Annotated in this window: 18 protein-coding genes and 1 tRNA gene; 2 read left to right on the top strand and 17 right to left on the bottom strand. The window is 59.5% G+C overall.

Features of this window, described 5'->3' with window-relative positions:
- Positions 1 to 40: 40 nt before the first annotated feature.
- Positions 41 to 1,066 carry an SIR2 family protein gene (locus BM338_RS12730; protein ID WP_090451318.1) on the bottom strand — a complete coding sequence of 342 codons (1,026 nt, stop codon included), beginning with the start codon at positions 1,064 to 1,066 and terminating at the stop codon, positions 41 to 43.
- A 411-nt stretch (positions 1,067 to 1,477) separates the two neighbouring features.
- Here BM338_RS12730 and BM338_RS12725 point away from each other — a divergent pair, with 411 nt between their 5' ends.
- Positions 1,478 to 2,374 (top strand): hypothetical protein, encoded by an 897-nt coding sequence (locus BM338_RS12725; protein ID WP_090451317.1) that lies wholly within the window; start codon positions 1,478 to 1,480, stop codon positions 2,372 to 2,374.
- 150 nt (positions 2,375 to 2,524) lie between these two features.
- Here BM338_RS12725 and BM338_RS12720 read toward each other — a convergent pair whose 3' ends face one another.
- Complete coding sequence (locus BM338_RS12720; RefSeq protein WP_090451316.1) at positions 2,525 to 2,929, bottom strand: RidA family protein; 405 nt, start codon at positions 2,927 to 2,929, stop codon at positions 2,525 to 2,527.
- 305 nt (positions 2,930 to 3,234) lie between these two features.
- Between BM338_RS12720 and BM338_RS12715 the strand changes: the two genes are divergently transcribed.
- Positions 3,235 to 4,692 carry a serine hydrolase domain-containing protein gene (locus BM338_RS12715; protein WP_255367297.1) on the top strand — a complete coding sequence of 486 codons (1,458 nt, stop codon included), beginning with the start codon at positions 3,235 to 3,237 and terminating at the stop codon, positions 4,690 to 4,692.
- 337 nt (positions 4,693 to 5,029) lie between these two features.
- Here the strand turns inward: BM338_RS12715 and BM338_RS12710 are convergent, their stop codons facing one another.
- The 15 genes from BM338_RS12710 to BM338_RS12640 form a co-directional block, all read right to left on the bottom strand.
- A complete protein-coding gene (locus tag BM338_RS12710; RefSeq protein WP_218156346.1) occupies positions 5,030 to 5,452 on the bottom strand; it encodes a VOC family protein in 423 nt (140 codons plus the stop codon).
- Between the two features lie 123 nt (positions 5,453 to 5,575).
- Entirely contained in the window at positions 5,576 to 6,238 is a 663-nt protein-coding gene (locus BM338_RS12705) for a dihydrofolate reductase family protein (protein WP_090451313.1), read from the bottom strand.
- A 200-nt stretch (positions 6,239 to 6,438) separates the two neighbouring features.
- Positions 6,439 to 6,918: a VOC family protein gene (locus tag BM338_RS12700; protein WP_090451312.1), complete on the bottom strand. Its 480-nt coding sequence runs from the start codon at positions 6,916 to 6,918 to the stop codon at positions 6,439 to 6,441.
- 230 nt (positions 6,919 to 7,148) lie between these two features.
- Positions 7,149 to 7,943 carry a hypothetical protein gene (locus BM338_RS21375; protein ID WP_143109296.1) on the bottom strand — a complete coding sequence of 265 codons (795 nt, stop codon included), beginning with the start codon at positions 7,941 to 7,943 and terminating at the stop codon, positions 7,149 to 7,151.
- A 215-nt stretch (positions 7,944 to 8,158) separates the two neighbouring features.
- Positions 8,159 to 9,049 carry a DUF4238 domain-containing protein gene (locus BM338_RS12690; protein WP_090451310.1) on the bottom strand — a complete coding sequence of 297 codons (891 nt, stop codon included), beginning with the start codon at positions 9,047 to 9,049 and terminating at the stop codon, positions 8,159 to 8,161.
- Positions 9,050 to 9,176: 127 nt separating this feature from the next.
- Positions 9,177 to 10,268, bottom strand: a complete 1,092-nt coding sequence (locus BM338_RS12685) for a hypothetical protein (RefSeq protein ID WP_090451309.1) — start codon at positions 10,266 to 10,268, stop codon at positions 9,177 to 9,179.
- Positions 10,269 to 10,348: 80 nt separating this feature from the next.
- Positions 10,349 to 10,591, bottom strand: a complete 243-nt coding sequence (locus BM338_RS12680; protein WP_090451308.1) for a hypothetical protein — start codon at positions 10,589 to 10,591, stop codon at positions 10,349 to 10,351.
- A 63-nt stretch (positions 10,592 to 10,654) separates the two neighbouring features.
- Positions 10,655 to 15,199 carry an AAA domain-containing protein gene (locus BM338_RS12675; protein WP_090451307.1) on the bottom strand — a complete coding sequence of 1,515 codons (4,545 nt, stop codon included), beginning with the start codon at positions 15,197 to 15,199 and terminating at the stop codon, positions 10,655 to 10,657.
- A gap of 419 nt (positions 15,200 to 15,618) precedes the next feature.
- Positions 15,619 to 16,017, bottom strand: a complete 399-nt coding sequence (locus BM338_RS12670) for a hypothetical protein (protein WP_090451306.1) — start codon at positions 16,015 to 16,017, stop codon at positions 15,619 to 15,621.
- Positions 16,018 to 16,409: 392 nt separating this feature from the next.
- Positions 16,410 to 16,499: transfer RNA gene (locus BM338_RS12665), tRNA-Ser, on the bottom strand.
- Positions 16,500 to 16,553: 54 nt separating this feature from the next.
- On the bottom strand, positions 16,554 to 16,916 hold the full coding sequence (locus BM338_RS12660; RefSeq protein ID WP_177229335.1) for an LrgA: 363 nt from the start codon (positions 16,914 to 16,916) through the stop codon (positions 16,554 to 16,556).
- Between the two features lie 14 nt (positions 16,917 to 16,930).
- Positions 16,931 to 18,211, bottom strand: coding sequence for a serine--tRNA ligase (gene serS / locus BM338_RS12655; protein WP_090451304.1), 1,281 nt, complete (start codon positions 18,209 to 18,211; stop codon positions 16,931 to 16,933).
- 223 nt (positions 18,212 to 18,434) lie between these two features.
- Positions 18,435 to 19,010, bottom strand: a complete 576-nt coding sequence (locus tag BM338_RS12650) for a hypothetical protein (RefSeq protein ID WP_090451303.1) — start codon at positions 19,008 to 19,010, stop codon at positions 18,435 to 18,437.
- Between the two features lie 87 nt (positions 19,011 to 19,097).
- On the bottom strand, positions 19,098 to 19,724 hold the full coding sequence (locus tag BM338_RS12645; protein WP_090451302.1) for a 2-hydroxychromene-2-carboxylate isomerase: 627 nt from the start codon (positions 19,722 to 19,724) through the stop codon (positions 19,098 to 19,100).
- A gap of 209 nt (positions 19,725 to 19,933) precedes the next feature.
- Positions 19,934 to 21,268, bottom strand: coding sequence for a replication-associated recombination protein A (locus BM338_RS12640; protein ID WP_090451301.1), 1,335 nt, complete (start codon positions 21,266 to 21,268; stop codon positions 19,934 to 19,936).
- Between the last annotated feature and the right edge of the window lie 21 nt (positions 21,269 to 21,289).

Raw genomic sequence — 21,289 nt, 5'->3', positions numbered from 1 at the left:
CAAAAATCGCCCAGGCATACGGTCTACCGGCGATCACCCCTCATTGAGGCCGCCTTTTGCGTAGTCGTCTTAAGGGGAGATTGAGTTGCGCATCGCCTGCTCTTCGGCGAATCAAGAAGCGGTCAAGGTCATCTCCGTCGATACTCGGCTTCTTGCTAAGGCTGTGTGGCAGCCAGTCTTTGTGCCTAGCAATGTTAGACGAAACAGCGTCCACAATCTTTACGTACCCATCCTCATAGCTTGAGGCCTGAACAACCACCGCTTCGACGCCGATAGAATCAAATAGCGAAAGCTTGGCATTCTCATGATCGGCGACGGTACCGTCGATGTTGACGATGTAAAAATAGGTCTTTCCGGTCCGTGTATATCTCCTTCGCTTGTATACGACCAGCCACCATAAATCGATCTCTGTGAAGTCGAACCCGAAGCCCACCACATGTAGGTGATCACGAAGAAAATAATCGACCCACGAATGGACGTCGTACTTCTCGAAATCATGGAGTCCGGCTCTCAGAGGCGATCTGAGTTGGCCTGTTACTCCCTCAGACGGTACGCCATTCGTCAGATAGTTGCGCATCTTCTGTAGATAGCCAGCGTAATGGTCGTAGCCCAGAAGAATGCTTTGTGGACGACTTGCTTCACCGTGGATGTGCCAGATTGTGCGTGTCCCGACCTCCATACGCCTGAACAAGCTGTACCTCGACTCGGGCAGCACTGTATTCCTCGTACGGATGCCACCCCCCAAGGATTCCTCAATGGTGAAGTCATAGTTCGTGGTAAGAATGACTTGGAATTGGCTCGCGAGGGCAACGTGCAGCGGGTGGATCGGGAAAATATCGACTAGCTCGGCGATCTGCTTCTTAACGGCATTCTCTGCATCGCGTACTTTGCCGTAGTCAGTCAGTCGAACGCAGAGCTCCTCGAAATGTAGCGAAAGAGGCTTTTGGTCGTAGATGCGGACCAGGCCGGCGAGACCGAGATCAGCCGCAAGCCTCTCAAGAAGCTCATGCCAACTCAGCGACATGGACAGGCGATTCAAGCCATTGCCTAAGAGCAAGCAGTGCATGTGCTAATCCTTGCAAGAAACCGCGCAAGAAAACGGGATGGAGGTAGTTAAACGCAATCAACCACTTCCACCCCGCTTGCTCGTCCTCGTGATTTGTATTTCTAGCCGCCAGTCGCTACCGAAAGCACGTCGTCAAGAAAGCTAACGGGGTCAGGTTCACTTAACTAACACAGAAAGTGAACCTGACCCCGTTTTCGACGTCCATCGGTAGTCGCCCGAGCCAACAAGGGCGAGTGCTCCCACGGGGATTTCCATGCCTATCGTTTCCAACCCTGATGAATGACCGGATACTTACTGGCGGACGGGCTGCGCGCAAGCGGCAGGAAGCCTCCCCCGTCTAGGTGGCATTAGCGCCACCCGCTATGCTGGGCCTGCACGGCGCGGGGGCGCCGATCTCAGGGAAAGGACACTATGACGACACGATCCAAGGGACCGTCGGCCGGTTTTGGCTGGCTGACGAACGGCATCACCGTGGCCTTCCGCCATCCGAAGCCGTTGCTAGGAGGGGCAGCTTTCCTGGTGGCGGCATGCCTGTTGCCAACGCTGATCACGCTGCCGATGCAGTTCCACGCGATGAGCACCGGCACACCGCAGAGTCCGGCAACCTTCGGTTTGATCATGGCATTCTCCATGCTGATAGGCCTGCTGATCGCGCCGCTCTATGCGGGCTACCTGCGGGTGGTTGACGCCGCTGAGCGCGGATTGCCGGCCCGCGCTCGCGACATCTTCAATCCTTATCGACAAGGCGAAGCGTTACGACTGATCGGCTACGGACTGGCGATCATGGTGGCCTACCTTGTCGTGCTCGGAATCATTATTGCAGCGACGGGAGGCAGCATCGCCAGCTGGTACATGCAAGTAGTGACTGCACAAGCTACTCATCAGCCACCGCCGGCGTTACCCCAAGGCTTCGGAATCGCCATGGCACTTTTCATGGTGCTCGGCCTTTTCATGATGGGTTTCTATGCGATCAGCCTTGGCCAGGTGGCGCTGAGTCGTCGCAGTGTGTTCGGCGCCATCGGCGATGGCGTAGTCGGCGCGCTGAAAAACCTGCTGCCGTTGATCGTGTTTGCAGTGAGCCTCGTCCTTGGCTGGATTGTCATGTCAATTGCCATCGCGATCGTGGCCCTTCTACTCGCCCTGCTCGGGAAGCTCGTCGGCACATGGCTGATGTTCGTGCTGCTCATTCCGCTCTATATCGCCATGATGCTGACGGTGTTCGCGGTGATGTTCGGGATGATGTATCACCTATGGCGTGATGTGTGTGGTGGCGACGTCGTTACCGACATGGCTCAGGCGGCGGCCTGATCAGAAAACGAAAAAAACGGGACGAAGGTAGTTAGATGCAATTAACCACCTCTGTCCCGTTTTCTCGAACCGATGTTCAATCGGGCTGAAAACCGCAAGCCTTCAGTAGCGTATTCGTAAGCTACATATCTACCGCGCCCTCGCGTAGCTTTAGGTGGTGTGGTCGATGACCGCGATTGCATCGACCTCGATCAGGTAGCCGGGGGACATCATCGCTATTCCGACCACTACGTTTGCCGGTTTGTGATCTCCGAACAGCGCTATCTGGGCCGCTTCGATGATCGGCACGTGTTCGTCGCGTCTGTAATCGACGACATAGATGGTGATCTTGCAGACTTGCTCAGGCCGGGCACCGGCAGCAGCAAGCGCACGGCCGAGATTGCTAAACGCCAGGCGCGCCTGAGCCGCAAAATCACCGTGACCAACGAGCTTGCCGTTTATGTCTTCGGGCTGCTGGCCCGAGACGAATACCAACTTACTTCCTGTCGCGACAACGACCTGGGTGTACATTTCCGGAATCGGCAGATCATCGGGATTGATGCATTCGATCGGCATGGAACGGGTCTCCTGCTGTGGGTGACAAGTAGCTTTGCGTAAACTATTGATGACTCGAAAACAAGGTCAGAGTGCAGTTCAATGTCTCTGACTGCGGACTGCCAGCCGGGTGACCGACCTTTGCCAACCCCGTTGACCAGGCTCGTCGGACAAATTGACCAGCGTCGCGACGCAGACACGCAAGCTTGCTTGGAAGCGCAGCGGTTGCAACCAAATGGCTTGCTCATGCATCTGAGTCCAGAACCCCATACTGCTACGGCGAACCTTTCATGAAGAATCACCTACGGCTGACCTGCGCAACGCTCTTGCTGTGGAGCCTGTGCGCCCAGGCTCAGTCGCCATTGGCGCCAGCTTCCGCCGAAGCGACGCCGTCCGCGCTTCAAGCGCGGATCACCAGGGTCGAGCAGGGACTGTCCACACGCGTCGTGGTCAAGGGCTCACCAGATCAGAAAATGACACTGACAGAGCGCATGGCCTTTTATCAGGTTCCTGGGGTCAGCATTGCCCTCATCAACCACGGCCGCATCGAATGGGTACGTGCCTACGGCGTGGCCGATATCGCCAGTCGGCGGCCCGCGACCACGACCACGCTGTTCCAGGCCGCTTCGGTCAGCAAAGCGGTCAGCGCCATGGGGGCCTTGCGCCTGGTTGAACAAGGCAAGCTCTCGCTGGACGGGGACGCTAATAGCCAACTCGTGTCCTGGAAGATTCCGCAGAACGAGTTCACCCGGGACAAGGCGGTCAGTCTGCGCATGCTGCTCAATCACAGCGCTGGCATAACGGTGCATGGTTTCAAGGGATATGTGCCGGGGCAAAAGCTGCCGACCTTGTTGCAGGTGCTGGACGGTACGGCGCCCGCAAACTCCGAACCAGTCCGAGTAGACATTGCCCCCGGCAGTACCTGGCGCTACTCAGGCGGTGGTTACAGCATCGTCCAGTTGATGATGAGCGAAGCCAGTGGGCAGCCGTTCGACCAGTACATGAAAGCGGCGGTCCTGGATCCGCTGGGGATGGCCCAGAGCACCTTCGCCGTGCCACTGCCAAGCATCTGGCATGACCTGGCGGCCACGGGCTACGACGGCAACGGCAAGGCCATCGCGGGTCAATGGCATAACTATCCGGAGTCCGCCGCGGCCGGTCTCTGGACCACGCCCAGCGACTTGGCGCGTGTGGTGATCGAGGTTCAACAAGCGGAATCGGGCAAGTCCGACAAAATTCTGTCGCGCAACATGACCTCGACCATGCTGACCCGCGGCTTGGGTGAGTACGGCCTGGGTTTCTTCGTCGAGAACCTGGGCGACCGCACCAGCTTCGCTCATACTGGCGGCACCGAAGGATTCCGCTCTCAGCTGTATGGCTACACCCGCTCCGGCCAGGGCGTGGTGGTGATGACCAATAGCGACAACGGCGCGGCCCTCATCGACGAGATCCTGTCCAGTATTGCCGCCGAGTACGGCTGGCCTGAGTTCCATGTAATCAAGAAGACCGCGATCGCCGGCGATGCCAATGCGAATAAACAGCTGGCAGGCGACTATCAGCTGGTGAACCTGCCCGCCCACATCGTCGCCGAAGGCGAACGCCTCTACTTCCAGAGTGAATTGTTCGGCGCCAAGCGCATGGAGCTGTTTCCGGAGTCGAAGACCGCGTTCTTCATGACGGCGCAGGACATGTCGATTCGCTTCGAACGAAGCGACGATGGTGCAATCGTCGGATTCAAGCTGGTTCGTGGGTCGAATACCTACCCGGCCACAAAGACCAGATAGAAGAAGCGCCCTCCTGAAGCGCCAGCTGCTGCTTCACATAGTGCAGTAAATCCAACAAGCCACTCCATATGACCGCTTCTGGCCGAAGTCGAACAGTCGACTAACTTCGTCAGCATTCCTGGCGAGCTTGGTCAGTTGTTCTGGCGAGGGTGGGGAGGTGACAGCTGCAGCAGCTTCGTTTCCCTTTTGCGCGTCGATGTAGACACCGCGACGCCGGGAAACTGGGCGCTCACCCCGCCGACTCCCTCCAACTCGCGATGTCGTTGCGAGCGATACGAGGTCGTGTCGGCGGGCGTGGACCCCTTTAATTTCTAATTTCTGTTTGTGGTGCCGGCGCTCAGCTGAGCTCCTGGGCGAGACCGATGAGCAGCCCTTCAGGCCCGCGGATGTAGCAAAGCCGATACGCGCCTTTATAACGCACCACTTCGCCTACGAGCTGCGCGCCGCGCTTGCGGAGCTTCTCGAGCGTCTCGTCGATGTCGTCCACGGTGAACATCACTCGTAGATAGCCCAGAGCATTCACCGGGGTGTTCCGATGATCCGCGACAACGGGCGGCGTGAGAAAGCGGGAGAGCTCGAGCCGGCTGTGACCGTCGGGAGTGCACATCATGGCAATCTCGACGCATTGATCGCCCAATCCGGTAACACGTCCGGCCCATTCGCCTTCGATGGTGGCCCGCCCTTCGAGCTCGAGGCCGAGCTCGCGAAAGAAATCAATCGTCGCTTCGAGGTCATCGACGACGATCCCTACGTTGTCCATCCGTTTAAGCGCCATATTTCGAAGCTACAAGATGTTGTCTGTTCTGACAACGGAGCGCGAAAACGGGAGCGGAAACGGGGTCTGAGTGCAGTTCTTTGACACAACCGCGGCACTTTCCGAGGCTCATGTCGGCTGGTAGACAGCCGCTACGACGCCAGAGCGGAAGGGAGTCATGCTAACTAGCCGCAGATCAACCGGGCTGTGCAATGCGGAGAACAGCGGTTGGCCTTGGCCCAGCACAACCGGATGAATGCCCAGTCGATATTCATCAATAAGGCCGGAGGCAACGAAGCTTTGGGCGAACTGGGCGCCGCCATGCGCAAGAATGTAATTGCCCGGCTGTTCCTTCAGTCGGAGAATTTCTTCCGCGAGATCGCCGCGCGCCACCGTGGGTTCGGCCCAGGACTGCAAGACCGCCTCTGTTGGCGTGACGCCATGCCCCTCCGCATTGCGCGCTTTTGCTTCGGCGAGCGCCGGCGTCGGATCCACCTGTGTGTCGCCCTTGACCCCCTTCCTCGAAAAGATGACCTTGGGGATGTCATTCATCGGCGGTGCGAACGGCATGTCCGAATAGGGCCAGAACGCCGCCATGTCGTGATAGCTACGGCTCCCCATGATGTGCACGCCGGCTCCGCTAAGCGTATTGAGCACCCACTCCGTGGAGTCGTTGCCGCCCGATGTCCGAAATACCCAGTCAGCCTCGCCATTCGGTCCGGCGACAAAGCCGTCCAGGGAAACGGACATCTTCAACACGAGCTTTCTTTTTGTTGCCGTTGCGGTAGCCATGATCTCTCCCGAGTCTTGCGATGGTTGGTAGAACCAGGATGCCAATATTTATTTTGGCCTTCGTAGAACTACGACGAACGACGGGAGCATTTTTCGACACGGTCCGAGGTACGGGCTCAGAGAACCCGCGGTGGGTCGACGTGGGGTTGCGACTCGAGTATCCAGAGTCGCGGCGCGAAGGCTTGACCTGATCGGTAGCGTCAGCCGCGCCGAGCCGCTTCGATCGCAGCGATGTCGATCTTAGTCATCCCCATCATGGCGTCGAACGCGCGCTTGGCCGCCGCTCGATCGGGGTCGGTATACGCGGCCGTCAGCGCGCGTGGCGTGATCTGCCACGACAGCCCCCACTTGTCCTTGCACCAGCCGCATGCGCTTTCCTGACCGCCGTTTCCGACAATCGCGTTCCACAGGCGGTCCGTTTCAACCTGGTCGTCGGTCGCCACCTGGAACGAGAACGCCTCGTTGTGCTTGAACACCGGCCCTCCATTCAAGCCGAGACAAGGGATGCCCATCACGGTGAACTCGACCGTCAAGACATCGCCCTGCTTGCCGTCGGGGTAGTCGCCGGGCGCGCGATGGATAGCTCCCACCGCGCTATCCGGGAACGTCTCGGCGTAGAACTTCGCAGCGTCCAACGCGGTGCCGTCGTACCAGAGACAAACAGTGTTCTTGCTGACCATGTTGGCTCTCCTAAATGGGGGACAGATACCTGCATTCAAGTTGCGTAGGCAGCCGGGCTACTTCGGCAGCTTGCGCACCATGGGGTGGCGCGCTTGCGCGATCATCCTCCAGGGTGCCGATCGAGTGAAGTCGTAACGTTACTTCTGCCTGATCGACAGCGGCAGACTGGCCGCGCGCTGCCGGTGCTGCTGATCATCGTGGCTGCCACTCGCAGTCGGTCAAAACGATCCTAGAAGTTCAGTCCCAGCGGCCGGTAGCAGTTGTATTTTTGCGCCGCTTTTTCCACGTCAGCAGGCGACAGATGTCGCTCATTCAATTCGTCCGGGGTGAGGTTTTGCCAAACTCCGACGTCGATACAGTGGCGATTCGTAACGCCAAACAGACGCTGCGTGCCGCGCATCACCGCACCGACGCCCTGGCTCATGGGATCGATCAATTCGACGCCAGGCGCGACACGTTTATCTGACCCAGGCACCCCACGGATGTCTTGGGAATGTTGGGCGTTGAGTAGCCGGCTCCGAAATCCTCTGTCGCCTGTGGAGGCTTGGTTGTTCGTGGGGGTGACGGGCGCGACAGGCGGGAGCGACAGGTTGGTGGAGTTCGCTTTGGGTGGCTGTAAGGCAACGTGCATGATGCGTTGGGCCGGTGGCGGTACCGTTTCTTTCACTAGTGCCTTCTGAGGGGCGACCCGTCGAGGTGAGGGTGATGCCGGTGGCGTAGCCGTCAGTCGCGGCAGCGAAATGAAGCGCACATCGAGCGCTGCTGTGTCGTTCTCAACCACCGAGGTCATGTCTGTGCTGGGCGCGACCGGTCGCAGCAACACCATCAGCAGGCCGAGATGGCAGCTGATCGTCACGACCATGGCCAGGATCCCGCGAGCCGATACGGAAAGGTTTCTGGATTTAACTCCTTTCACTCTCACCAGCAGCCTCCCTTTGGCAAAGCTAGGAACGCTCCGACCGCCGCAAAGTTCGGCAAGAACGATTGTTCCGGACAAATTTGTCGAACCGATGGGTTCGTCCACACCACTCTCTCCGCCAGATACGCAAAAGGCCCCGCTGGGGGGCCTTTTGCGTATCTGGCGGAGAGAGTGGATTGATATGAGTAACGTCCAGCCCGAATGCCCCCGACGCCTGGCTCATCAGTTGGGGGTTGCCTCCCTGAGTTGGCCAAGTTTCGGGAAGGCTATCGTCTTACACGTCAGTCGATCGAGGCACCCCTCGGCGATTTCCGCCTGCTTCATTGAAACGGGGTCAAGATCTCAGCCTCGTGGGCGAATAGCTGCGAGTGCGAGTGCGCCTGCATGTGCAGGTTGTATTCACAAACATCCTCGTCCGACAAATAGGAGTTGTCGGGCGGCTCTGAGGCGACCAAAACAGCCAGTTTGGGCGAAATAGGATAGTAAAGGTCTAGCTCTTGGGGAGCTTCTCCGGGAGGGGTGAGCGTGCTCCGCACATTAATTACCGGCTGATCACCGGTAATAAAACTTGCCTCTCCCTCGGGCCTAAGAAAATAGAGTTGATAAGAATATGCGATCAGGCTCTGCCCCAAGCTGGTAGCAACAATCTGTGACAGCACATTCCAAACATTCTCTGGATTGACCGCAGTAATCCGGTTCGGGCCACTCATCGCCCTTGCCTTTAAACTTTTAGTTCGCGTGTATTGAACGCACAAGAAGTATAAGAAACTAATCTTATCTTCCACGTTCTGAAAAAAAGAGGCATCACCCCTGCGTAGGAGTTGCAGATATCTCACCGCCCCCTGTTCAATCTCACCATGCAGTTTCTCAACCTCTTCGATTGCTGCCAAATCAACCGCCCTGTTGACGTGCTCAACTGAATGGCCGGCCGCGATCATTTCCCTCTGATGATCGAAGAGCTTCGTGAATAATTTTATCCATCTCAGATTTGTAGTCCGCAGCGGCTCTCGCTGCGCATTGCAGAAGGCCTCGACATACAGGATCTCTTCTTGGTTCAGATCTAGAAGCTTGTAGAAGTCACGCTCTTGGGCGACCCCTATAAGATTTGATTTGAATATCTTATTTTCGCGCAAGCAGTAGATCAGATCATCCGATGCCCACGCGCGAAGATAACCACGCCAAACGTAATGCTGCCTCCGGGTGACGCCCATGCCCACTCCACATCTGTTTACAACAAGCACCCAAGGTGAAATTAATCTCCCTATCCAGCTACTTCTCGATGGCGAACCATTCCGTACACCTGCCACCCATGAAACAACATCGGAGCACCAAGAACGATCACGCCACTGCAAATTGCCTCACGGCCCGCTCGCCTTCCGAGACGAGTTCATCGATGCGACCTGGATTCGCTGCCTGATCCGCATACCACTCGGGAGGGCGCCCTCGACTGAAGTAGTCGAACAGCATCTGAGCGATCAGTCTTGCGTCTTTCTCCGGCCACCAACGCCTTAAACCCGTGACAACGGTTTCAGGATTTTTCGGATCCTGCCCAGTCTCAAAAAGTAACCCTGCCACATGACGAGCCCCCACATCAAAACTGGCAAACAGATACCTCTTGCTCTGATCCTGCACATGCCGGGTGAAGTCGCTTAAATGGGTTAGATCCCAGGCGGCATTCCGAATACCACCGATGGCCCGCTCTCGATCCGGCGAACGAAGTGACTTAAATAGGCCACCGCGTGGCGCGGAGTTTGGCGCGAAGTAAATCGCGGCCAAAAGTGCAGCGGGACCACCCAACATGAAACCCTCATACATCCACTTGAAGAACGTGAGTACCTGGTCCAACTTTGACATGGGTGTTAGTTCGATCTCCCCGATCTTCAAGGCATGGATATAGTTCCGTTTCCATCGATGCAGCGGCCGCGCCAAGTTGCGACTGACCACGCTAGGCGGAGGAGCCTGGATATTCATCCGATCGGCGCGACTAAGCGCAACATTCAACCAATCGAGCGGTCTCGGATGATCAGCCGCACGGAACCAGGCCAGCTCTTCATGCGCAGCATCGTTCCCTTGGACGTGGGCCAACTCATGAAAAGCAATGGATGGCTCGATCTGTATGTCCAGGCACTGCGCAAACGCCATGATGGCAGCGGCCTGCCGGCGCTGGTGATCTTGACTGACTGACTTCCCTCGAATGACCTGAGCCAATCGGGATGCCACATTGCGATCTGGCAGCAAGATCGTCTCCAACCGTTCCGCGTGATGTGAGTAAAGAAATCCTTTTGGCTCATAGAGCCCAACTTCCGGAGGGATGTAGCCCGGGATAAAAATATCGGCATCGAAAAGGATCTCTGCCACTGCGTAGAGATCATCAACGGGGAAATCTGGCGGCATTTTCAAGATGAAAAGAGCCTCATCATCCAATGACATCTATCACTCCATTTCTCCACGCAATGCCAATGGTCGACCTGCTCAGCGGCCCTAAACATCTAATTGGCAAGAATTCGAGGTCAGAAGACCGCGGTCACATCCAAGAAGACAATCTCGCGCGCCTTTGCACCGTCGTCAAACGTAAACGTAAACTCTCGATTTTCATCGCGCCCAGTGATCCCGCGCACCACGCCGGCATGCCCGAAATCAAAGAACTGCACTAGCTTCCGCCGCCCCACAATCGCTTCGTCCTCTGTCGAGCAGAGCACTTCGAGCTCAGGATCAAACTCTCCAAGCTTTTTGATTAAATCCCTTACTTTCATGCCATTGTCTCCCTTGTTCCTCTCCTAACGACATTCGCAGCAAGAATCGCTTCCCACCAAGAATCAGGTCATTTCTGCTTGGGTATCATCAATGGCCTTTCGGATCACTCGATCCACCTCATCCTCGCTCTCTTCCTTCGCCGGTGGCTGCCAGACCCTGTGCTCTACCATGGTGACCAGCTGACTGAGGGCACCGATCGGCGCGATCTGCATTTGGCGGAGCCGTGACAAGAGTTCGGCAAAAACTTCCTCCTTGTGCAACGACCAAGTGGAGGCAAAGCAGCGCCAGAACGTCCACCCTGCACGCTCCAAGACGCGTTGACGGTTCATATCGTGGGCCCAACGATCGGGGCCGTGAAACTCGTCGCCGTCGAGCTCGATGGCCAACCGTTTGTCGTCAGCACCTTCCACCACCATGTCGATCCGGAAGCCGCCGACTTTGACTTGGGGGATCACGCGGAACCCCTTTTCAGTGAGCCTCGTGAATACCTCCCGCTCAAACCCCGACTCACACAGATCAATGGGGTTCTCAGTTGGTGTTTCCGGAGACACCGCAGGCTGACTGAAATGTTCGATCAAGCCTCGGCGCAAATCGACCTCGGATAAGTCGCCCAACTCCACCGAGCGCACCAAATACATGCGATCCCTGGCACGGCTGGCGGCCACGTTGAACCGTTGTTCGTGTCCCATGCGGGACAGTGCATGGTGGCGGTCGCGGTCTGCCACCATCGACAAGAACACGATGTCACGTTCACTGCCCTGGAATGCCCGGGGCTCACCGCAAGTGAACTTGCGCCGCACCAGCTCGGCTGCTGGGAAACGCCCCCGGACCAGCTCATCGATGTATTTAGCTTGCTCGATCCCCAGCAGAGACACGACACCCAACGTGCGCCCATTCAATGCAGGGTTGGCCAGGATAGTCTCGATCTCGTCGGCAATCGCCTCGGCCTCGTCACGGTTGAAATCCTTACTGTCACGACGACCACTCGGAACAAAAATATCAACCAACGGAGGATCAATCCGCTCGGATGCCAGCGGGATACGGAGCGGCCGGATGGCATTCCCGTAAAACCGGTTTGAATAGGCAATGATCGGGGCCACACAGCGGAAGTGTTCCCGGAGCATCACCTGGTGACTAGCGAACACGCGTGCCGCCAAGTCATAGAGTGATTTTTCCGGGGTCATGTCCGCGGCGAACGGCTGGTCTCCCAAGAAGCGCTGACGCAACAGCTCGATCTGTTGGGCTGCAATAAAGCCGCCGTCCGGGGACACCTGCTTATCGTCGCCCACCACCAGGATCTTCTTGCCACGCAAGATGGCCGGTAGCGCCCATAGATCCGACTGGCTGGCCTCATCCACCACCACGAGGTCAAAAGCACCAATGTCCGCCGGCATGGCTTCGGAGATGCGTGCATGCGGCATGATCCAGCAGGGCACCGCGCCTGCCGCATCGTTCATTGCATCTCGGGCATCACGCCGATACCGCGGCGCATTCGCCCCCGTGCCCTGCCCGATGCGCCGAATGGCCGTGGCATAACCGTTGAGGGCGGACATGATCTTTCCGGTGGCGTTTTGCTTGGTTGCGAGCCACGCAGACTTGGCCACTAGGTCGGAATACAGTCGTTGAAGACCTTTGGTTAGCTCCGAACGGCGATTCGCCAACTCCCGCAACTCATGGCGTGCCTCGATCTGTTCCAGATGTCCGCGGAGCCGGGCCCACGTCCAACTCTTGCGCCATTGTGTCGGTGTCACTGCGTCGTCACCGGCCTGTCCACACGGCTGCCGCTCAATCCGTTCCGCCCACCGAGGCGCACCGGTTGCCCGCAAACTCTCCGCGGCAGCAGCCACCGTGACCAGCTGTGGCCCGAGCCCAGTGATCCGCCGGAGCTCCGCCATCAAGTTCACGTATTCCGAACTCACCTGTTCAACAGTGTTGTGCGACTGCCCCAGCAAATGCAGGCCAAACTGCCGCAACTTCTCAGAGACCACGCCGGTTTTACCCGCCAGCCGCTCTTGCAATGCAGTGACCCCATGCGCTGCCCGCGCCAACTTCGAGCGTTCCAGATATTTCCTCAGGCTTTGGGTGACCTCGTGCAGCCCAGCCAACCCACCGTGGAGCTTCTGGGTTGGGGCCTCTGCGTACACAGCGGATGCCTGGTTAACCAGGACGCGATCTAGGTGCGTGCTCAGTCGATGCACCTTCCTGGCGGCCGTGGCCAAAGTTTCGATGTTCCGCAGGTCGAGCGTTCCCTCCGACAGCATCGGCAAGGAGAGGGGTTCGGCAAACGTGTTCCATCGCGCCACAAACGAGGCCAACTCCTGATGGAGAAGCACATGGCGCTGCACGTGCTGCCAAGCATCGGCATCCTGCGGTGGTAATCCGGATACCTTGACCGTTGTCAGATGCCGCTTGGCATCACCGGATCCCATCGCCAGGAGACCGAACGGCTTACCGGTTTGCGCAGCACGCGCTACCGCCTCGATGGTCTTGGGTGAACTCAGCCCCTCAGCAGGGAACACCACCGGTCGCTGCAAGAACTCCGCGCGTGCAGCCACAAGACGATCAATGTCTCCAAAGATGGCCTCGAACGCGGCACGCTCCGCGGCATAAGAACCGGCGCGGCATTTTTCGCGGAACGCCTGCCCCCAACCGGCCGCACCCGCTTCCAAGGCTTCCACTTCTCGGTGGGCCAACTCCACGCTCTTCAAGAGCTCTTGGACAGCCTGATGCATCTCAGCCGTATTGCCACTCACGGCAAGGCCGGGGACCTCAGCAATCTCATGTTCGAGGTTTTTCAAACTGATCAGCGTTTGATGCAACTCACTCACTTGGTCAGCCGTAGGCAAACCATCGGCATCAGGGAGCATCGCTCCCAGATACACGAGATCATCACCCACTTGGCGCCGCGCCAAACGCACCGCCGCCATATCATCTTCGCTAAGTTGAGGTTGATGCTCCCGAGCGAGGGTGAGCTCATCATCGAGCCAACCATGGGCTTCAGATCCACTCAACAAAAACTCCGCCGCCTTCTGCGCGCGGATTTTTTCGCCATCAACCTCGATGTCGCCCAACTGGGCCACGGCAATCGCATCCATTCGGCGCTCGATCTCGGACAACTCATGATGCGTCCGATCGATGCCGATTTTCAGGCTCTCAATCTCCCGCAGTGTTTCTCGCGGATTGAGTTGAGACACGCTGTGTTGAATCGCCTCAATAGACGCCTGGAACTGGCGCGTGCCATCCCGGTCACTGGACAACAGTGCTACGGTCAACGGGCGCACCTCGGGCGGTAGTTTCTCTTGCAGCACTTGGAGAGCGGGCTCGCCACGAGAAGTCACCAGCACCCTGCGACCAGTGGCAAGGTAATGACAGATCACGTTAGCAATAGTGTGGGTCTTGCCGGTCCCGGGCGGCCCCTGAACAGTCACGCCCGGGGCTCGCTCCAACTGCTCGATGATCGTGATCTGCTCTTCGTTGCTGGGCAGCGGGAAATACAGTTCCTCCACCTTAGCGCCGTCGCCACCCCCGACACCGCCACTGGTGGACAGTCCGCGGAAGCGCATGGGCTCGACGATAACCACCTCATTGGACGGCGGCGTCACCAGGGACAAGGGCCCACTGGGTAGCGCAGTCGCCTGCTCCACCTTGGCTTTGAGGCGCTTCAAATCTTCCAGCAGGAAGTTGTTCTGTCGCGGCCGTGCCAACAAAATCCATGCGTCGGTGACTACAAGATGCGGACCAGGCACGGACCAAGGCTCACCAGCGGCAAGCACTTCACGATAGGCCCCCTTTGCATCCAGATTGGACGCTACCAGCTTCAAGATGTGCCCGTAGGACGATGGGTCAAAGGGCGTTAGCTCGGGGGCTCCATCACGGCTCAGAAGATCCTTGGCCGTGATCTCCACCGCAGCCGCTCCGATCACCGAAGCGCTCACCAGGGCATCCATCTCCAACCGCGGCTCAACATCACGCGGCCGAACTTCAATGGCCATGGACTGCTCATCCACGACGATCTCAACCGCCTGGGTGAGCAACGGATACTCGTAGTTCAATGAGCCCTCTTCCGAGGGCAGCTTCCAAGACGCCACACCAATACCCCATACCAGCTCTTGGGGCTTGGCCGTTTCCTCGGCCTCGATTTGCTGTTTAAGGGCGAAAAACGACGTATAGAGGTCAATGGATCGACGACGCGGTTTCTCTTGCTCGGACCATCCCCACCACTCTTTGGCATAGGGATCGAACTGCCTGGACAAGTTGGCGCGGAACTCAGCGCCATCCATGTCGGGGTTCGTCGCCAAATGAGCATCCACGGCCACATCGAGAATAGCCGGCGGCTGTCCGTTCGGATCCAGCGAGGCCGAGACAAAGGAGACCAGTGGCGGTGGAACCTCCGGGGGTGGGAGCGCTTCAAGTCGCTCCATGCGCAGCCAAGCCCCCTCGCCCGCCTCGTTCACGTTGAACCGCAGGGCGGGGAGGCCGACCAGATCAAGGGGGCCATATTTGGGGCCAGCGAGCTTGGCGAGCTGGAACCCTTCCGGCTTCACCAACTTCGCCTGCTCACCAATGTAGTCGAGCAGCCCCAAAAGCAGTTGTTTGGCCTCTTTCATCCTTACGATCTTCCTGGCATTCCTAGTCGAAATACCCTAGCACGCAGCATGCCAAACCGAATTACGAAGCCCGGCTCCCTTACAGAGAAATGCCCCCGATACACCGACTACCTGATCAACATAGAAAACGGGAAGGAGGAAGTTAAATGCAATTAACCGCCTCCGTCCGGTTTCCCGTAGAAGTTCAGTCCCAGCGGCCGGTAGCAGTTGTATTTTTGCGCAGCTCTTTCCACGTCAGCAGGCGACAGATGTCGCGCATTCAATTCGTCCGAGGTGAGGTTTTGCCAAACTCTTACGTCAATACAGTGGCGATTCGTAACGCCCGAAAATATGGGGTCGAAGACATATTTCTTTGATAAATGTTCCTGCCCCCTTTTCGGAAGGTGACCGGCGCCTATCGACGCCGGTCGGAATACAGGTCACATCATGCAACGCGCGTAGGCGGTGACCGTCCCCGGCGCGAACTGCGTTACGACACCGGTAACGGTCCACCCGTCTCCAGCGTCTGTTGGGGCGCTTGAAAAGACCATGAAGATGGGCGCGGCAACCCAGGCGGTTTGGCCTGGAGCTGCGGAAACGACGGGGGTGAATCCGCCACCGTCCCCCGACACTTGACTGATCTCTTGAAATCCGCCGCCCGTGACTGCATAGCCAGGCGGGCAGATCGCCGTGATAGTGGACGGATAACTGCCAGCGGCGATGGTAATAGTTTGCTTAGCAGTGACGAAGTTCGCGGCCATTGCGCCAGTGTTGATCGTAAAGGCGAGTGCCACGAAGATGCCGAGGGCCAGGCGCTTGAGGTAAGGCTTCATGCTCATTCACTTCTCTCCATAGTTATCCTGCGACAGGGACAAACCTCCGCTCTGCTGTCGCTGGCAGAGCGGAGGGTGAAGTAAAGAAAGCTCCTCTAACGGACGAGCATTTTCGCCCTGGTCCATCGCACGGATTGCGATTGATAAGCACCAATCTCCACCCGCATAAGTGGGAAGGAGGTAGTTAAACGTAGTTAACTATTTGCGCCCCGTTTCTCAGTAATTTGCGCAAATAAGGTCCAGCTCGAAGGGTGGGATTGTTCGGCCCATCCATGGGCCTCACCCCTCCGCGCTATGCGCTCCGGGGCCAGCCTTCGGCTGTCGAACCGGTGGCTTCGTCCACACCACTCTCTCCGCCAGATACGCAAAAGGCCCCGCTGGGGGGCCTTTTGCGTATCTGGCGGAGAGAGTGGGATTCGAACCCACGGTAGGCTCACACCTACGGCAGTTTTCAAGACTGCTGCCTTAAACCACTCGGCCATCTCTCCGTATTTGTCGTCGCCCGATCGTGCATCGCGCGCCGTTTAAGCCGCGATATCTTATCAGGAATGCCCCGCCGTCCCCTGCCCCTTCTTGGACAACGCCAGCAGCGCCCACAAAATAATCCCCACCGGAATCGCCGCGCCGATCAGCGGCAACAGCAGTACCGGCTGGCGAATCACCATCGGCACCAGCTGGGTAGCGGCAGCGAAGCCGATCACCCAGAAGCGCAGTTTGCGGCTGTGGCGGGCGAACCAGAACGCGCCGAGTACCAGCACGGTGGCGATGCTGCTGAGTACCAGGTCCACGATGGGCAGCGGGAACATGCTGATCAGGCCCAGGCGGGTGAGCAGCTCGGTGGCTAGGATCACCAGCAGCGAGTAGCTGGCGATCAGTTCCACTTTGTCCCAGCGCTGGGCGCTCATGGCGGCATGGGTGCTCAGGCGAGTTTTTCCAGGCCGTGCATGTAGGGGCGCAGGGCCTCGGGCACGGTGATGGAGCCGTCGTCGTTCTGATAGTTCTCCATCACGGCGACCAGGGTGCGGCCCACGGCGAGGCCGGAGCCGTTCAAGGTGTGCACCAGCTCGGGCTTGCCGGTGGCGGGGTTGCGCCAGCGGGCTTGCATGCGGCGGGCCTGGAAATCACCGCAGTTGGAGCAGGAGGAAATCTCGCGGTAAGTGTTCTGGCTGGGCAGCCACACTTCCAGGTCGTAGGTCTTGATGGCGGCGAAGCCCATGTCACCGGTGCACAGCAGCACTTTGCGGTACGGCAGGTTGAGCAGCTGTAGCACTTTCTCGGCGTGGCCGACCATTTCTTCCAGCTGCGCGTGCGATTGCTCGGGCGAGGCGATCTGCACCATTTCGACTTTCTCGAACTGGTGCTGGCGGATCATGCCGCGGGTGTCGCGGCCGTAGCTGCCGGCTTCGGCGCGGAAGCACATGCTGTGCGCGGTGAGGCGCATGGGTAGTGCGTCGGCTTCGACGATGCTGTCGGCAACGAGGTTGGTGAGTGCGACTTCGGCGGTGGGAATCAGGTAGCGCTTGCTGTCACCCACGTGGGTGGAGAACAGGTCTTCTTCGAACTTCGGCAGCTGGCCGGTGCCCTGCATGCTTTCGGCGTTGACGATCAACGGCACGTTGCATTCGAGGTAGCCATGCTCGGTGGTTTGCAGGTTGAGCATGAACTGCGCAAGCGCGCGATGCAGTTGCGCCAGCTGGCCGCGCAGCACGGTGAAGCGCGCGCCGGAGAGCTTGGCGCCGGCGTCGGCGTCGAGCCAGCCGTGGCGGGCGCCGAGGTCGACGTGGTCTTTCACCTCAAACGCGAACGCGCGCGGGGTGCCCCAGCGCAGCTGTTCGGCGTTGTCGTTTTCGTCCTTGCCCTGCGGCACGGACTCATGCGGGATGTTGGGGATGCCCAGCGCGATGGCGGCGAGCTTGGCCTGCACGTCGGCCAGGGCGTGCTCGTTGGCTTTGAGTTTGTCGCCGATGCCGGCGACTTCGGCCATCAGCGGCGCCACATCTTCACCCTTGGCTTTGGCCTGCCCGATCGCTTTGGAGCGCGTGTTGCGCAGGTTCTGCAGCTCCTGCGTTTCGGTGGACAGGTGCTTGCGCTCGCTTTCCAGCGCGTCGACCGCGGTCACGTCGAGTTCGTAGCCTCGGGTTTCCTTGAGGCGCGCGGCGGTGTCGGCCAGGCGCGAACGCAGTAGTGCGGGGTCCAGCATGGTGGGATCCGGGTGATGACTTGAACGCGGGATTATCGCTGTGGGGGGCGGATTGCTGCAACGCGAGGTGCTGTTAGCCCCTCCCCCTGCTTGTGACGCGAAGCTAGTCCCGTCGGATAGGGGGAGGTTGGGAGGGGGTGAGTACTTGTGGCGGCGTTACGAGATGAGGGGCTTGACCCCACCCCAGCCCTCCCCTGCTGCACGCAGGGGAGGGAGTTGGCGCTTAGACCCGTGAGCGCTCGCTGCGCCCCAGCCACCAGGCCATCGCGGCGCCGGCCAGCAGCCAGCCAAGCAGTTGCTCGACCAGGGCGGCCAGGGTGAAGTCCAGCGGGAAGCGGTACCAGTTCCAGTACGGCACCATCGTGCTCAGCCAGGCGAACACGGCCAGCACCACGGCAAGGGAGAGGCGGCGGCTGAAGCTGAAGGCGGCCAGGCCCATCACAAAGGCCAGTGCCAACGAGGAGAGCGTGTCGGAGGCCCATTGCCGGCCGAGCTGCGGGCCCATCTGCATCAGGTTGTCGCTTTGCGGCATGTAGACCACCCAGGCGTACGGTGACACCTTGGTCTTTTCCGAATACGCCGTCACCACCGCCGGGTCGGACATTTTGCTCGGGTCTACTGACGGCAGGATGTACACGCCGGACTGCATGCCCAGCCCCTGGTGCAGGGTGCTCAGCACCACATCCTCATTGGCGGGCTGGTGTATGCCCAGGTTACCCAGCCCCAGCGCCATGTGCGCCACGGCGCCCCAGATAAACATCACGATGCCGCCGATCAGTCCTGCTACGAGTACGCGCATGATTCGCCCTCCCCAGTTCGAATCGTTATGGGTGCGGCGAATCTATGCCCGCACCGCGAAACGCCGCAAGGGAGAGCGCAGCAGCGCTTAGAGCCGTGAGACGCCAACCGGCAAGGTGGCAACGCGGCGCATCTCGGCCTCGTCCCACATGGCTGGATTGCGCAGATAGTCCATCGCGAATTCGTGGGCGTCGCCGCCCCAGAACAGCCGGCCGTCGATCGACAGCGTGGGCACGCCGAAGATGTTTTCCGCCATGGCCGCGTCGAAATTGGCTTTCAGCTGCGCCTTCACCGCGGGGTCGGCAACGGCGGTGGCGGGATCGGCCATGCCGAGCTGTTTGGCGACCGGCGCCAACGCTTCGATGGTGTCGGCGACCTGCCCTTGCCCCCAGATCCAGTCGAAGATCGCGTCGGTGGCGCGCACGTCGCAGCCAGCGGCGATGCACAGGCGCAACGCGGCCAGCGGGTTGAAGGGATGCTTGGGCGGAAAGCGCAGCGTCTGCCCGGTTTGCTGCGCGCGCCACAACACGTAGCGATACGAGAACTCGCGCTTGGCGGGAATCTCCGCTGGCCCTTTCTGGCCGACGCGGTCGAGCACGCCCGCGAACAGGATGGGGCGCAGTGTCACTGGCTGCGTTTGCGCCAGTTCCTTGATCTTGGGCCACTGCAGCCATGCGAATGGGGAGATGAAATCGAAGTACCAGACGATGGACATGACTTACCTCGAGTGTGTTGGGGGTACCGTTTCTGCTCCTCCCCCTGCATGCAGGGGGAGGCTGGGAGGGGATGCTCTTGAGACAAACTCGCCAGTAGCGCTTTCTCAAGTACTTACCCCTCCCCAGCCCTCCCCTGCTAGCAGGGGAGGGAGTGCGTTGCGCGGACTCGAAGTTAATCGAGTCCTCGTAGCGCTAGAAAAAAAGCCGCCTACTTTCTGTCACGCGCCTGCCGCCGCGCTTCACGCAAGCTCAGCAACTTCTCGCGCAACTTCAATTCCAACCCGCGCTCGACGGGTTCGTAGAACACGGTACCTTCGAGCGCATCCGGCAGGCATTGCTGATCGAGCGCGACGCCGCCTTCGGCATCGTGGTCGTATTGATAGCCCTTGCCGTAGCCGAGGCCTTTCATCAGTTTGGTCGGCGCGTTGCGCAGGTGCATGGGCACGTCCAGCGTGCCGCTCTCGCGGATGACGGCGCGCGCCTGGTTGTAGGCCTTGTAGGCAGCGTTACTCTTGGGTGCGATGGCCAGCCAGATCGCCAGCTGCGCCAGGCCGAGTTCGCCTTCCGGACTGCCGAGGCGCTCGTAGGTGTCCCACGCATCCAGCGCCATGCGCCACGCGCGCGGCTCGGCCAGGCCCACGTCTTCTACCGCCATGCGGGTCATGCGGCGTGCGAGGTAGAGCGGATCGACGCCACCATCCAGCATGCGGCACAGCCAATACAACGCGGCATCCGGATCGGACGACCGCACCGATTTATGCAGCGCGGAAATCTGGTCGTAGAACTGCTCGCCGCCTTTGTCGAAGCGACGCGTGCGATCGGCCAGCACTTGTTCGAGCGTGGCGTCATCGATCACACCGTCATGGGCCAGCTCGGCGGCGATCTCCAGCAGAGTCAGGCCGCGGCGCACGTCGCCATCGGCAGCGCGGGCGATGAGTTGCAGTGATGCGTCGGCCACCTGCAATTGCTCATCGCCGAGGCCGCGCTCTTTATCAGCCAGTGCGCGCTTCAGCGCAGCCACGATGTCTTCGACGGAAACGGATTCCAGCACATGCACGCGGCAGCGCGAGAGCAAGGCGGAGTTGAGTTCGAACGAAGGGTTCTCAGTCGTCGCGCCGACGAAGATGATGATGCCCTTCTCGATGTGCGGCAGAAACGCATCCTGCTGCGCTTTGTTGAAGCGATGCACCTCGTCCACGAACAACACGGTGCGCCGCCCCTGGGCAAAGTTGCCTTCGGCTTCGGCCAGCGCCTTGCGCACTTCAGGCAGGCCGGAAAGCACGGCGGAGATCGCGCGGAAATCCGCATCGGCATAACGCGCCACCAGCAGCGCCAGCGTGGTCTTGCCGCAACCCGGCGGCCCCCACAACACCATCGAATGCACCCGCCCCGCTTCCAGCGCGCGGCGCAGCGCCTTGCCCGGCGCCAGCACACGCTGCTGGCCCACGATCTCGTCGAGGCTGCGCGGACGCATGCGCTCGGCCAGCGGCTTCAGCTCATCGGACTCGGCGAATAGCCCGGGGGATGGGGACAGCTTGGACATGAGGTAACGGAAACAATCTAG

Source organism: Dyella sp. OK004, from assembly GCF_900114495.1.
GTDB lineage: Bacteria > Pseudomonadota > Gammaproteobacteria > Xanthomonadales > Rhodanobacteraceae > Dyella_D.
This window is presented reverse-complemented; position numbering and strand designations above follow the sequence as displayed.